The organism is Ignavibacteria bacterium (genome assembly GCA_013177855.1).
Taxonomy (GTDB): Bacteria; Bacteroidota; Ignavibacteria; order Ch128b; family Ch128b; genus Ch128b.
Map to the genome: position 1 here is coordinate 1,692,252 of JABLYA010000001.1, position 12,586 is coordinate 1,704,837.

Consider the following 12,586-nt stretch of genomic DNA (forward strand, 5'->3'; position numbering starts at 1 on the left):
TTTTGAGATGTATGAAAGAAAACAATTAAAACTTTTGCTTGAAAAAATTTCGTACAAAAAAATTTGACTCAGGTGATTACTGGACTAAGGCAATCCGGTAAAACTACACTTGCAACACAATTAACTAATAAAATAAAAATACCATATCATTTTGTATCGGCTGATGCAGTTCCTTCATCGAATATGATGAGGATTAAACAACAGTGGGATTTTGCAAGAATTCAATATAATCAATCAGGAAGAAATGAGTTTTTATTGTTAATTGATGAAATACAGAAAATTTAAATTGGAGTGAATTAGTTAAGAAAGAATGGGATTACGATAGAAGGCAAAAAATTAATATAAGAGTAATTTTACTTGGTTTCTCAACTCTCTTAATAAATAAAGATTTAAGTGAGTCACTTGTCGGTAGATTTGAATTGATTAAACTGCCACACTGGTCTTTTTTAGAAATGGAAGAAGCGTTCGGACTAAAACCCGAAGAATATGTATACTTTGGTGGATATCCAGTTTCGGTTGATTTTAATAATGATGAATCAAGATGAAAAGATTATATCAGAAACTCTATTATAGAAACCACGATTTCAAAAGATATCTTACAACTTACCAATATTCAAAAACCAGTACTGTTGAAAAATTTTTTCGAGTTAGGATGTATTTATTCTGGCAGATATTATCATATACAAAAATGTTAGGTCATTTAGTAGATGCTTGAAATACAACTACTTTAGCTCATTACCAAAATTTATTAAATGAAATCTGGTTATTGTGTGGAATACAAAAATATTCTGGCTTAAAGATTAAAATTCGCTCTTCGACTCCCAAGTGGTTAACATATAACACGGCACACTTATATCTGTTTATGATGATTTTAATTTTTCCTCGCTTAAGTCAAATCCTGTTGAGTTCGGTCGTCGAGTTGAACAATCAATTGGAGCGTATTTACTAAACTCGGCGCGTGTCCATAACTTTAATATTTATTATTGGCGCGATGCAAATGATGAGGTTGATTATGTAATTCAAAAAGGTAAGACTGTAATTCCAATTGAGGTTAAAATTGGGAAAGTAAAATTTCATCGGGGTTTGCGTCGATTTGCTGAACAGTTTAAAGTGAAAAAAAATTTTAATTTCGGACGAAACATTGGATTGGAAAGACTTTTTAAAAATGAACTTGAACGAACTATTCTGAAAAAAATTTGAGGTAATTATAACTTAACAATTTTGTAGGATTTATAGCCCTGGTAAATTTCTGTGGCTAAAACTCTTAAAATATTTGCAACCGGAACTGCAAGTAAAAGTCCAAGCAAACCAAATAACTCACTTCCAATCAGAATTAAAAGAATTATTACAACAGGATGAATTCTTAAGGATTTAGAATAAATCATTGGTTGAACGAAACCATTATCAATTGTATAAACTATTGCAAATAATATCAAAATGGGTAATCCAAGTGAAAAGTTTCCTACTTGATAATATGAAACAAGAATAGCAGGTACAATCCCAATTATCGGACCGAGATAAGGAATTAAGTGACCAACTCCTGCAAGCAAACCAAGCATTACAAAATTGTTTAGTCCAATAATGTAGAGACCTATCATTACACATAAGCCAACAAACATCGCATCAAAGATCCAACCACGAACGAATTTACCGAGCTCATCAGAAACTTTTTGAAAAACTTCGTAAGCCATCTCAAAATATCTGTTCGGCAGAAGATTTATAATGCCTATTTTAAGATTTCTTGAATCTTTTAAGATGAAAAAAGTAATAAATGGAACTATTAAAATAAAAGCTGCAATAGTGAAAATTTTGGGAATGAAGTTAGAAATATCAGTGACAAGATTTTCAACTCCAGTTTGAACAATTCTTGTAAAGTGTTTTGTAATTTCTCCTCTGCGGATAAATGGAAATGTATTTGAAATTTTTTTCTCTATTTGAGTAATTAAATCTTGAATTCTTAAATCTCTGAATAAAATTAAAAGATTATCAAATTGTGCAGAAATAATTGGAACGAAATAATAAATTAAAAATCCAATAAATCCAACTGCGAAAATTACTGATAATAATGCAGCATAGACTCTTGGAATTTTTAGAAATTCAAGATAGCCAACAAGAGGTTTTAAGATAAAAGCCAAAAGAATGGAAATTGCTAAAAGAATAATGATATTGATTAATTCAAGAACAAAATATATAAGAAGCCCAAATGTTAAAAATGGAAGAGCATAAAGGAGAATTTTTTTTGTAATTCCTTCTCTAAACACTTTTAACTCGGTGGTTAATCAAATACTGCTTCAACTCGTCTAATTTCAGGGATATTTCTAATTAATGCTCTTTCAATGCCGGCTCTTAAAGTCATTTGAGACATTGGACAATTGCCGCAAGCTCCAGTCAAACGGACTTCCACAATTCCATCTTTTGTAACCTGAACAAGTTCAACATCACCGCCATCAGCTTGCAAATATGGTCGAATAGATTGTAATGCATTTTGAACTCGTGTTTGGAGATCTTCCATCTTTCACCTATGAATTTAAAATTTCAATTTTGGGAATTATAGGAGCGTTAATGTTTCTAATGCTGATCTGAGCAGCCATATTTCTAGCAATTTCCATAATCTTTCGAGTCTCTTCACAATCTGGATCGGCAATCACTATTGGTTTGCCGGTATCACCGCCTTCTCGAATTAATGGATTAATTGGTATTTCGCCTAGGAATGGAATTCCCATTTCTTCTGCTGCTTTTCTGCCTCCGCCGTTGCCAAAAATATCATAACGCTTTCCAGTATCTGGCGCAATAAAGTAACTCATATTTTCGACCAGACCTAATATAGTCACATTAACCCTTTCAAACATTGTTATTGCTTTTCTTGCATCAATTAAAGCGACATCTTGAGGAGTAGTTACAACAACTGCACCCGTTAAAGGAATTGTTTGCACTAAAGTCAATTGAATGTCTCCCGTTCCGGGAGGCAAATCAAAAATTAAATAATCCAATTCATCCCACATTACATCGCTCATAAATTGTTTGATTGCACCGCTTGCCATTGGTCCACGCCAGATAACGGGTGTATTATCATCAATTAAAAAACCAATCGACATTAATTTCACGCCGTATCTTTCAAGTGGAAGAAGCTTTACATTATTAGGATCATCTCCAATCATCTTAGGCTGTTCTTTTACACCAAGCATCAAAGGAATACTTGGACCATAAATATCAGCATCAATTAAACCAACATTTGCACCGTCTTTAGCAAGAGCTACAGCTAAATTTACAGCGACTGTTGATTTTCCAACTCCGCCTTTTCCACTTGCTACTGCTATTGTGTTTTTTACGCCAGGCAAAAGTTTTTCTTTAATTTCGTTGATGTGTGTGGTTACTGAAGAACCCATCTCAACTTGAATTGAAAAATCGTTGCCAACAACTTTTTGAATTTCTCTAATACAATCATTTTTAATGTTGTCTTTTAATGGACAGGCGGGGGTGGTTAAATTTACTTTAACAAAAATTTGATTTCCTTCAATCCTGATATCTTTGACCATATTTAGTGTGACTATGTCTCTTCTTAAATCAGGATCTTGAACATTGCTTAATGCTTTCAGAATTAATTCTTTATCGACTTTCATATTTAACCTAAATTTTTTTGCTTTATTTTATAATGCAAATTATGAAAAAAGTTAAGAAAATAAAGTGACCGATTTTGCACTTCAGATTTAATCGAGATTGTAAGTTTAAAATTTTACCAAAAATTTAGAGCAGGATGTAACTAAGTTTAGATTTTTAATAATCTAAAGAGAAAAAGAAATCTTAATGGCTTCATATTGAGTTATTAGATTAAAATATGACTTAAAATTCCCCCAATAACAAATGCAAAAATCCAGGTTCCAGCCCAGATCACTAAACCTTGTTTAATGCCTCTTTCTTTTATCATTACTAAGAATGAAGCAATACATGGAACAAAAAGCGTGATAGTGACAAGCGCAACTACTGTTTGATAAGTTGTCAAACTCATATGAAATAATCCAGCAGCGCCAAAATCTCTTCGAATCATTCCCATAATGAATGCAACAGCAGATTCTTTCGGAAGCTGCAAAACTTTTGTAGTTAATGGTTCAAGCAAATTAATCCAGATGTTTATCAAGTTAGTTGTGTGAAGCAATCCAATTATTGCTGTGCCTAAAAAGAAAAGAGGAGTTGCTTCTTTCATAAATCCAAGTGTTCTGTAATAAGTTTTCCGAATAGTATTCTTCAGATCGGGAAGACTCATTAAAGGTAAATCAAGAATAAGTGGAGAAGATTGTCCAGGAACAATCTTATCTAAAATAGTGCTGGTTAAAATTAAAACTGTAAGTATAGTTAAAACATAAATTGCTATTGCCTGTGGACCTGCGGCACTGAGTAAAACAGTTATTACTGCAAGTTGTGCTGAACAAGGGATTACAAATTGAAGTAACGCAGTCGCTATAGTTTTTTCTCTTTCAGTTCCAAGCATTCTCGTTGTGATAGTAGCCATTGTTACACAGCCGAAACCGAGAATTATTGGGATTATTGCTTTTCCATTTAATCCAAGTTTGGTAAAAGTCCTGTCAGCAAGTGCGGCAAGTCTTGGCAGGTAACCACTATCTTCAAGTAAAGCGAGAGCAAAATAAAAAGAAGTTACTAGAGGAAGCAGAAGGAAAAACAGATAAGTCATAGTCATTGTAATTACACCAAACTCACCAAAAAAGAATTCAACGATTGGATTTTTAAATACGAAATTTATCTCAGTATTTTTATCTTTTAAGAAATCTTCGAATACTTGGTATTCAGCTTTTTCGTTGTTGATGCCTTTTTCGAAGATGAACTTTTTGCTTTCTATTACATTATCTTCATCGTCTAAAACATTTACTTCTATTTCAGTTGGTATCTCAAGCGCAACAAGTTTTTTAATATTGTATTCAATTAAACCTTTGCCAATTGTGTTTTCTGTGAAATCAACTAACCTCTGAGCAACAAGATCGCCAATTAGAAAATAAACCAGTGTCAGAATTAATAATAAAATTGGAATACCAGTCCATGGATTTAAAGCCATTCGACCAAGTTTTGAAAAGAAAAGTCCACCAGGTGTATCGAGGCTTTCAACTTGATCCACTATTTCTTTGACTCTGTTTCTTCTGTGGATATAAATTTCTTCACGGATGTCTTCGACTGGAATTTTGATGTTAGGATATTTCTTCTGAATTTCTCGATCACCTTCGAGGAAAAGAAGAGCTTCAGCTTGATCTGGAATTTCGTTTTTGATGAGATTTAACTTCTCCCTGATGAATTTGTCCTCTTTACCTTGATGAGCTTTTTTAATAGCGTCTTCAAGATTTTCTAAACCCTCGCCTTTTAATGCTGATGTTTCGTAAACTTCTACGCCCAGTAATTCTGAAAGCCTCTTCGAGTTAATAATAAGTTTATGTTTTCTAACTTCATCCATCATATTCAAAATGACGGAAACCCTTTTGCCCATATCAATTAGTTGCAGTGTTAGGAACAAATCTCTCTCAAGATTTAAAGCATTGACAACGCTTAAAACAATATCACTATCAAGGATAATCTCTTTAGCAACCCTTTCTTCATCATTAAAAGATGAAACGCCGTAAATTCCGGGTGTATCGAATATGTTGTAATTCTTATACCAGGCAGATGTTATTGAAACTGTTGTTCCTGGAAAATTTGAAACCTCCACATACATTCCGCTGAGGTGATTGAAAATTAGAGATTTGCCCACATTCGGATTTCCAGCAAGAACAACTTTCTTAAAATCAATTTTAGAATTTATAGGTTGAGAAGATGTATGCATAAAGAGTTTTTAATTTAACATCGTGACTTTGATTTTTTTTGCTAGTTCACTGCCTAAAGCAATTTCTAATCGGTTTTTTTTGAGAATGATTGTCCCTCCAAGAATTTTATCGAGGCAGGTAACTTTTTCTCCTTCAGCTATTCCAAATCGAATTAATTGAAGTTTATAATCATCGTCAGGTAATTGGTCAATAATTAATCTTTGACCTTTTTCGACTTTATCTAAGGTTGTTTTCATTTCCGTTATCTCTATTTAATTTACATTGTTCTGGATTTTTACAATATCCGTAGATATTAAAACTGTGATTAACAGGAATAAATCCAAATTCTTCGCAAATTTTTTCCTGTATCTTGAGAATTTCGTTATTATCAAATTCGATAATTTTCCCGCAATTAAGACAAATAAGATGATCGTGATCTGTGACTCCAAGGATTTTTTCATAGCGGGCTTCTTTGCCCATAAAGTTATGTTTGGCAAGAAGGCCGCAAGAAACGAGCAATTCAAGGGTATTATAGACGGTTGCTCTTGAGATATTTGAGCCTTCGTTTTTCATTGCAAGAAACAACTCATCGGCACTGAAATGTTTTGTCTGCTTAAAAGCAAATTCAAGCACTTCAAATCTTTCGGGTGTAATTCTGTAAGAGCCTTTCTTTAAGAAGTCAGTAAATATTTCTGTTGCGTGAGTAATATTAATAATCATTTTCAATCATTATTTAGACTAAATCTAATTTAGCAATCAAAAAAACTTTTGTCAACATAAACTTTAATCTTTACTTTTTTGTTAAGAAATGCAGAAATTTGAAAAAAAGAGGAATAATATGAGCTCAAGTTCACAATTTGAAAAGAAAATCGTTGTCGGAACGTCTACTAAAAGTATTTCCGACGCAATTGAAAGCGTTGTAAAAGCATACAACGAAAAAAATCCAGTTCTCTGGTTTGAAGTTGTTGAAATTAGAGGCAGAGTAACTCAAACTGGAGAACTTGAATATCAGGTAACAGTAAATTTAGGTCAAAAAGTAAAATAAATATAAATGGAGGAAAAATGTCCGTTAAAGTAGGTGATACTTACAAAAATTTTACTCTAAAAAATCATCGTCTTGAAGATGTAACTTTAAGCGATTTTGTTGGAAAGAAAAATATTGTTTTGTTATTCTTTCCCTTTGTAAATAGTGGTGTCTGTGAGAAGGAATTATGTCAAACACGTGATAGTCTTCAAGATTATCAACAACTTGATGCAACTGTTTTTGGAATTAGTGTAGATAGTCCGTTTGCTCAAAAGTTATGGAATGAGAAATTAAATTTCGGATTTGACTTATTGAGTGATTTTAATAAAGAAGTGTGTCAGTCTTACGGTGTACTTGATGAAAATTGGCTGGCAGGGAAATTTGGTTATAAAGGTGTAGCTAAAAGATCAGCCTTTGTAATTGATAAAAATGGTATCGTTCAATATGTTGAAGTTCTTGACGATCCAGGCAAGGAACCTGATTATCAAAAAATAAAAGAAACTCTTTCAAATCTTAAATAAAAAATTAAATGAGTGCCCATCTTTACAAAATCGTCTCGAAACTTTTACACACAATCATTATTTTTGAAATAAAAAAATAAGATGGGCATTCAATTCTTAAAATATCTGGCAAATATTTTACAGATTGTTTCAATGGTTTTCTGGACAGGTAGTTTAATGATGACGCTTTTTGTTTTTGGTTTCAGAAAAAAAATGGAAAACACTGATCAAAAGCTATTCAGAAAATTTTTAATTGATTTTTACCACAAACTTGAATATGTAATTATATTTTCAATAGTTTTTATTTGGTCAGGGATTTTAATTAACTTTCTAATCTCGGCGAGTAATCCTTTGAAATCGAAATTATATTTACTTTACATATTCCTCACGAGTCTTTTGACTATAATCTCGTTAACAAAGATTTATCTTTTAGAAAAATCAATCATCAGAACTGAAAAAAATATTAAGCTTTATCCTAAACCAGAAATGATTCAATTTCTTGAGCAGAGGATAGAGACTTATATTTCAGGTTATTATTATCTCTCTTTGATAAGTTTACTTATCGCTTTTACTATAATTCTCTTAAATCAATTTTGAGGTGAAAAATGTTAAAAGAAGGTTCAAAAGCACCAGCTTTTACATTGCCAAATCAGGATGGGAAAAAAATATCATTAAAAGATTTTCTTGGTAAAAAAGTTGTCTTATACTTTTATCCTAAGGATATGACATCTGGCTGCACAAAAGAGGCATGTGATTTTAGAGATCATATCAAACTTTTCCATAATAAAGATGTAGTTGTTCTTGGTGTAAGCCCAGATTCCGTTCAATCCCATAAAAAATTTCAAGAGAAATATAACTTGCCATTTGATCTTTTAAGTGATGAAACAAAGAAAGTTCTTGAGAAATACGGTGTCTGGAAAGAAAAAAGTATGTATGGCAAAAAGTATTTCGGCGTTGAACGAACCACTTTTATTATTGATGAAAAAGGAAAAATTAAAAAGATATTTCCACGAGTTAAAGTAGACGGACACATTAAAGAAGTCTTAGAAGCATTGGAAAATTAAATGGTTGAAAAGACACATTTAGATAAAGAAAAATTAAAACAACTTGCTAATTCAAGAACGCTTAAAAACCTTTTTGAAGGATTTGCATTAGAAAGTCAGGCAAATCGCCGTTATCTTTACTTTGCGCAAAAAGCAAAAGATGAAGGTTTTGAAGAAATTGCTAATGTGTTTCTTGAGACAGCAGAAGGAGAGGGCGGTCACGCTTTTGGGCATATAGAATTTCTTGAACCAATTGCCGATCCATTAACGGGCAAAGAGCTCGGTGATACTGAAACCAATTTAAAAGTAGCAATTGAAGGCGAGACCTTTGAATTCAGTGAACTTTATCCTGGCTTTGCCAGAGTTGCCCGAGAGGAAGGATTTGATGAAATAGCTGAATGGTTCGAATTTCTCGCAAGAGCTGAAAAGTCTCATGCTGGAAGATTACAGAAAGCTCTCGAATTATTATTGGATTTAAAAAAGAAAAAATAAATACTTCCTCTCAAGTCATACCAGAACTTTATGAGGTTTTAATTGAAGAAAATTGAACTTAAAGATATTATACCTTATCACGAATATCTAAAAGTAAGAAAAGAGTTTTTACAGAATATTATTAAGCTAAAGAAGAATCGTCGAATCCAAGTTGGTGAAAACATTACCTTTGTTTTTGAAAACAGAGAAACTGTTTTGTATCAGATTCAAGAGATGATAAGACTCGAAAAGATGTTAGATGAAAAATTGATCCAACAAGAACTGGATGTTTTTAATAAATTAATTCCTGATGAAAATGAACTTTGTGCGACCATGCTTATTGAAATTTTTGAACGACAATTCATAAAACCAATTTTGAATTCACTAATTGGAATTCAGGATAATAAAATTTTTCTGAAATTTGATGATGAAGCAATTGCTCCAAAATTCCTTGAAGAAAATCTACCCGATGGAAAGATAAGTGCAGTTCAATATTTGAAATTTAAATTCAATCAAAACCAGATAGAAAAATTTACTAATCCCAAGACCTTAGTTAAAATATCCATTGATCATCCAAATTATAAAGCTGAGACAATACTACCTGAAAATTTAAAATCAAGTTTGTTAGAGGATTTAGTTAAAAAATGAAAGTTTATATTACTAGAAAAGCTCATTTTTCAGCAGCCCATCGTTTATTCAATCCGCAGTTTACTGATGAAGAAAATGTTCGTTTGTATGGGCTATGTAATAATCCGCTTTATCATGGTCACAATTATGTGTTAGAAGTGACTGTCTGTGGTGAAGTTGATCCTGAAACTGGATATTTGATTGATCTCAAGAAATTAAAGGAAATCATTAATGAAAAAATTATCAAATATGTTGACCATAAAAATCTGAATTTAGAAGTTGAATTTTTGAAAGGAATAATTCCTACATCAGAAAATCTCGCAATGGCTTTTTGGAAACAACTTGAAAATGAAATCCCTAATGGGAAATTATATTCAATAAAACTTTATGAAAGTGAAAGAAATATTGTTGAATTTAGAGGTGAAGAATGAATATAGAAAAAACAAAAAACTTAATTCGAGAACTTTTAATTGAAATCGGAGAAGATCCTGATAGAGAGGGTCTAATAAAAACTCCAGAAAGAGTTGCAAAAGCATATGAATTTTTAACGAAAGGTTATCAACAGGATGTTGATGAAATATTGAACAAAGCTATTTTTACAGAAAAATATGATGAAATGGTGATTGTAAAAGATATCGATTTTTATTCGATGTGTGAACATCATATGCTTCCTTTTTTTGGAAAAGCTCATGTTGCTTACATACCAAACGGAAAAATCATAGGGCTGAGTAAAATTCCAAGGCTTGTGGATATTTTTGCAAGACGTTTACAGGTTCAGGAGAGACTGACCCAGCAAATCGCAGATACTTTGAATGAGTATCTTAAACCTGATGGAGTTGGTGTGGTTATTGAAGCAATGCATATGTGTATGATGATGCGAGGAGTTGAAAAACAAAACAGCATCGCGACAACAAGTGCAATGCACGGTTCATTCAAAGAAGATGAACGAACAAGAAATGAGTTTTTACGATTAATTAATTCGAGTATCAGATAATGAAAGAAGATAAAAAAGTTGTCTGGGTAACAGGCGGTTCCAGTGGAATAGGAAAAGCAATCGCCTATAACTTTGCAAAAATTAATTGCAAAGTTTATATATCCGGCAGGAGAAATTCCGAGCTCGAAAGAACAGTAAAAGAATTTGCAAAAGAAAAACTAAAGGTAAAAACTATTCCTTGTAATGTTGCATCAGAAGTAAATGTCAGTCAGGTTGTCAAAACTATTATAAGAGAAGAAGGGAAGATAGATTGTCTAGTTAATAATGCTGGAATTACTGCATTTAAAAATGTAATAGATACATCGAATAGGGAAGCAAAAGAAATCATTGATACTAATTTGCTTGGCGCAATTTACTGCACCAAAAATGTTTTGCCTTATATGATTGAAAAAAATCGGGAATGATAATTAATATAAGTTCTTTTGCTGCAAGAAAGATTTATCCCAAAAGTGCTGTTTACTCGGCATCGAAAGCGGGGCTTGTAGCTTTTGCAGACTGTTTGAGAGAAGAAATTAGAGAATTTGGAATAAAAGTCGTAAATATTCTTCCTGGTCCAACCGAAACTCCAATGTGGGATAAAGAAATTAGAAAAGCTGCTTCAGATAAAATGATGAAACCTGATGATATTGCACATATTGTAGTTTCAGCTTTTCTTCAACCCGATTCAATTGTCAGTGAGGAAATTGTAATCAGACCAATTACGGGAGATTTAAATGTCTGAACTTAATAATAAAAATGTTTTTATTTCTGGATTAAGTAAAGGAATTGGCAAAGCAATCGCAGTTCAACTTGCAAAAGAAGGATACAACATCTTTGGAGTTGCGCGAAATGAATCTGATCTTAAGAAACTAGAAGATGAACTATCACAATTCAATGTTCTTAAAAAATTTTTTCCAGTTGATGTAGGTGATTTCTACAAGCTTAAAGATGTTCTGGATAATTTTTTGAAAGAGACAAAGATTGATATTCTCGTAAATAACGCTGGAATTGGTATGTTTAAAAATTTAGTGGATTACACTTATGAAGAATTTGATAGATTAATAAAAACCAATCTCTATGGTGTGTTTAATTTAACCAGATTAATTCTTCCGTCAATGATTGAAAGAAAAAACGGAGATATTGTTTTCATTTCTTCTCTTGCTGGTAAAAATGTAAATCCCGGAGGAACTGGATATTCGGCTACAAAATTTGCTTTAACAGGATTTGCTCATTCTTTAATGTTGGAAGTTCGTCAATACAATATCAGAGTTTGTTTGGTTCATCCTGGTTTAGTTGATACCGATTTAATAGGCAATTTCAATCCTAATATTGATCGAGATAAAATATTAAAACCAGAAGATGTAGCGGAAGGAGTGCTGGCATTTTTGAGACTACCAAGAAGAGCAATGCTTTCAGAATTTGAGATACGACCTACCAATCCAAAATAATTTTTACCAAAAAAATTCTTTAAAATAAAAGAGCCTCACAGCAGGAGGTTAACTGTGAGGCTTATGGGAATTTTACGCAAGCATGGAGGTTCTATGAGCAATTACTTATCATCCCACCAGGGACCGTAACCCATTCCACAGGGACCTAAACCACGACCAAAACCTGGACGTCTTGGTAAGAATTCCTTTTTAATCTTTGGTCCCCAGAATTTTCCATCTTTGAAAAACTCACTTCGGAATTCGCGGAATTTTTCTTTTTGTTTTTCGTCAAGCAGATTATAAATATCAAACCAGTGATTTAATCTATCCTGACTCATTTTCGTTCGAATTTCATTCATTTTGTTTTGAAGAGATTCGATTTTTTTCTTGTCGGGATTTGAACTTCTCCACTCAGACCTTAAGTCAATAGCTAATTTGCTTAACTCATTTCTGTAATCAGACATTTTTTTCAAATGCTGATCTCTGAGTTTTTCGATTTGAGTAATTTGTTGATCGCTTAGATTTAATTTATCGTAAAAGTAAGGTCTTCGTGGCTGTGCAAACATGCTTCCAGCGAAAACAGCAATCAAAAGCCCGATCAATGCTAAATTAAATTTTGCTTTCATTTTTGTTTCTCCTTTTTTGTTTAATGTTTTCGTGAATTTTGACAAATAAAATTTCAATTAGGTTTAATGAGTTAAATAGATTAGTCTTAGATTT

18 protein-coding genes and 1 pseudogene are annotated in these 12,586 nt (G+C 32.3%); 12 read left to right on the plus strand and 7 right to left on the minus strand.

The annotated features are described in order from the left end of the window. Positions 1-7: 7 nt before the first annotated feature. Positions 8-1,189 (plus strand): annotated as a pseudogene (locus HPY57_07090) (ATP-binding protein). A gap of 16 nt (positions 1,190-1,205) precedes the next feature. On the opposite strand, the gene HPY57_07095 reads toward HPY57_07090, so the two are convergent. The 6 genes from HPY57_07095 to HPY57_07120 form a co-directional block, all read right to left on the minus strand. Then, positions 1,206-2,261, minus strand: a complete 1,056-nt coding sequence (locus HPY57_07095) for an AI-2E family transporter (protein ID NPV11538.1) — start codon at positions 2,259-2,261, stop codon at positions 1,206-1,208. 14 nt (positions 2,262-2,275) lie between these two features. Next, on the minus strand, positions 2,276-2,512 hold the full coding sequence (locus HPY57_07100) for a NifU family protein (protein NPV11539.1): 237 nt from the start codon (positions 2,510-2,512) through the stop codon (positions 2,276-2,278). Between the two features lie 7 nt (positions 2,513-2,519). Next, the gene (gene apbC / locus HPY57_07105; protein ID NPV11540.1) at positions 2,520-3,620 is read right to left on the minus strand and encodes an iron-sulfur cluster carrier protein ApbC; all 1,101 of its coding nucleotides are present in this window, start codon (positions 3,618-3,620) and stop codon (positions 2,520-2,522) included. Positions 3,621-3,823: 203 nt separating this feature from the next. Continuing rightward, the gene (locus HPY57_07110) at positions 3,824-5,821 is read right to left on the minus strand and encodes a ferrous iron transporter B (protein NPV11541.1); all 1,998 of its coding nucleotides are present in this window, start codon (positions 5,819-5,821) and stop codon (positions 3,824-3,826) included. 9 nt (positions 5,822-5,830) lie between these two features. Continuing rightward, entirely contained in the window at positions 5,831-6,058 is a 228-nt protein-coding gene (locus tag HPY57_07115) for a ferrous iron transport protein A (protein NPV11542.1), read from the minus strand. Then, positions 6,039-6,521 (minus strand): transcriptional repressor, encoded by a 483-nt coding sequence (locus tag HPY57_07120; GenBank protein ID NPV11543.1) that lies wholly within the window; start codon positions 6,519-6,521, stop codon positions 6,039-6,041. Before HPY57_07120 ends, HPY57_07115 begins: the two co-directional genes overlap by 20 nt. 118 nt (positions 6,522-6,639) lie before the next feature. On the opposite strand from HPY57_07120, the gene HPY57_07125 reads away from it, so the two are divergent. The 11 genes from HPY57_07125 to HPY57_07175 all read left to right on the plus strand — a co-directional run bounded on the left by HPY57_07125 (position 6,640) and on the right by HPY57_07175 (position 11,887). Continuing rightward, positions 6,640-6,846 carry a hypothetical protein gene (locus HPY57_07125; protein ID NPV11544.1) on the plus strand — a complete coding sequence of 69 codons (207 nt, stop codon included), beginning with the start codon at positions 6,640-6,642 and terminating at the stop codon, positions 6,844-6,846. Positions 6,847-6,863: 17 nt separating this feature from the next. Further along, complete coding sequence (locus HPY57_07130; protein ID NPV11545.1) at positions 6,864-7,346, plus strand: redoxin domain-containing protein; 483 nt, start codon at positions 6,864-6,866, stop codon at positions 7,344-7,346. A gap of 81 nt (positions 7,347-7,427) precedes the next feature. Continuing rightward, positions 7,428-7,922, plus strand: a complete 495-nt coding sequence (locus HPY57_07135) for a hypothetical protein (protein ID NPV11546.1) — start codon at positions 7,428-7,430, stop codon at positions 7,920-7,922. Between the two features lie 8 nt (positions 7,923-7,930). Continuing rightward, the gene (gene bcp, locus HPY57_07140) at positions 7,931-8,389 is read left to right on the plus strand and encodes a thioredoxin-dependent thiol peroxidase (protein NPV11547.1); all 459 of its coding nucleotides are present in this window, start codon (positions 7,931-7,933) and stop codon (positions 8,387-8,389) included. Next, complete coding sequence (locus HPY57_07145) at positions 8,390-8,860, plus strand: rubrerythrin (protein NPV11548.1); 471 nt, start codon at positions 8,390-8,392, stop codon at positions 8,858-8,860. A gap of 42 nt (positions 8,861-8,902) precedes the next feature. Further along, positions 8,903-9,487, plus strand: a complete 585-nt coding sequence (locus HPY57_07150) for a DUF3501 family protein (protein NPV11549.1) — start codon at positions 8,903-8,905, stop codon at positions 9,485-9,487. Continuing rightward, positions 9,484-9,897 carry a 6-carboxytetrahydropterin synthase gene (locus tag HPY57_07155; GenBank protein ID NPV11550.1) on the plus strand — a complete coding sequence of 138 codons (414 nt, stop codon included), beginning with the start codon at positions 9,484-9,486 and terminating at the stop codon, positions 9,895-9,897. Before HPY57_07150 ends, HPY57_07155 begins: the two co-directional genes overlap by 4 nt. After that, positions 9,894-10,460: a GTP cyclohydrolase I FolE gene (gene folE / locus HPY57_07160; GenBank protein NPV11551.1), complete on the plus strand. Its 567-nt coding sequence runs from the start codon at positions 9,894-9,896 to the stop codon at positions 10,458-10,460. Before HPY57_07155 ends, folE begins: the two co-directional genes overlap by 4 nt. Continuing rightward, on the plus strand, positions 10,460-10,864 hold the full coding sequence (locus tag HPY57_07165) for an SDR family NAD(P)-dependent oxidoreductase (GenBank protein NPV11552.1): 405 nt from the start codon (positions 10,460-10,462) through the stop codon (positions 10,862-10,864). The genes folE and HPY57_07165 overlap by 1 nt, the downstream gene beginning before the upstream one ends. Beyond that, on the plus strand, positions 10,861-11,181 hold the full coding sequence (locus tag HPY57_07170; protein NPV11553.1) for an SDR family NAD(P)-dependent oxidoreductase: 321 nt from the start codon (positions 10,861-10,863) through the stop codon (positions 11,179-11,181). Before HPY57_07165 ends, HPY57_07170 begins: the two co-directional genes overlap by 4 nt. Beyond that, the gene (locus HPY57_07175) at positions 11,174-11,887 is read left to right on the plus strand and encodes an SDR family NAD(P)-dependent oxidoreductase (protein NPV11554.1); all 714 of its coding nucleotides are present in this window, start codon (positions 11,174-11,176) and stop codon (positions 11,885-11,887) included. Before HPY57_07170 ends, HPY57_07175 begins: the two co-directional genes overlap by 8 nt. 101 nt (positions 11,888-11,988) lie before the next feature. Here the strand turns inward: HPY57_07175 and HPY57_07180 are convergent, their stop codons facing one another. Further along, positions 11,989-12,492 (minus strand): Spy/CpxP family protein refolding chaperone, encoded by a 504-nt coding sequence (locus HPY57_07180; protein NPV11555.1) that lies wholly within the window; start codon positions 12,490-12,492, stop codon positions 11,989-11,991. Between the last annotated feature and the right edge of the window lie 94 nt (positions 12,493-12,586).

Bases quoted from the DNA above. Each gene is read 5' to 3' on its own strand.
- HPY57_07135 (NPV11546.1), top strand. From the start codon at position 7,428: ATGGGCATTCAATTCTTAAAATATCTGGCAAATATTTTACAGATTGTT.
- HPY57_07100 (NPV11539.1), bottom strand. From the start codon at position 2,512: ATGGAAGATCTCCAAACACGAGTTCAAAATGCATTACAATCTATTCGA.
- HPY57_07115 (NPV11542.1), bottom strand. From the start codon at position 6,058: ATGAAAACAACCTTAGATAAAGTCGAAAAAGGTCAAAGATTAATTATT.
- HPY57_07170 (NPV11553.1), top strand. From the start codon at position 10,861: ATGATAATTAATATAAGTTCTTTTGCTGCAAGAAAGATTTATCCCAAA.
- HPY57_07125 (NPV11544.1), top strand. From the start codon at position 6,640: ATGAGCTCAAGTTCACAATTTGAAAAGAAAATCGTTGTCGGAACGTCT.
- HPY57_07145 (NPV11548.1), top strand. From the start codon at position 8,390: ATGGTTGAAAAGACACATTTAGATAAAGAAAAATTAAAACAACTTGCT.
- bcp (NPV11547.1), top strand. From the start codon at position 7,931: ATGTTAAAAGAAGGTTCAAAAGCACCAGCTTTTACATTGCCAAATCAG.
- HPY57_07165 (NPV11552.1), top strand. From the start codon at position 10,460: ATGAAAGAAGATAAAAAAGTTGTCTGGGTAACAGGCGGTTCCAGTGGA.
- HPY57_07175 (NPV11554.1), top strand. From the start codon at position 11,174: ATGTCTGAACTTAATAATAAAAATGTTTTTATTTCTGGATTAAGTAAA.
- HPY57_07180 (NPV11555.1), bottom strand. From the start codon at position 12,492: ATGAAAGCAAAATTTAATTTAGCATTGATCGGGCTTTTGATTGCTGTT.
- HPY57_07120 (NPV11543.1), bottom strand. From the start codon at position 6,521: ATGATTATTAATATTACTCACGCAACAGAAATATTTACTGACTTCTTA.
- HPY57_07155 (NPV11550.1), top strand. From the start codon at position 9,484: ATGAAAGTTTATATTACTAGAAAAGCTCATTTTTCAGCAGCCCATCGT.
- apbC (NPV11540.1), bottom strand. From the start codon at position 3,620: ATGAAAGTCGATAAAGAATTAATTCTGAAAGCATTAAGCAATGTTCAA.
- HPY57_07130 (NPV11545.1), top strand. From the start codon at position 6,864: ATGTCCGTTAAAGTAGGTGATACTTACAAAAATTTTACTCTAAAAAAT.
- folE (NPV11551.1), top strand. From the start codon at position 9,894: ATGAATATAGAAAAAACAAAAAACTTAATTCGAGAACTTTTAATTGAA.
- HPY57_07110 (NPV11541.1), bottom strand. From the start codon at position 5,821: ATGCATACATCTTCTCAACCTATAAATTCTAAAATTGATTTTAAGAAA.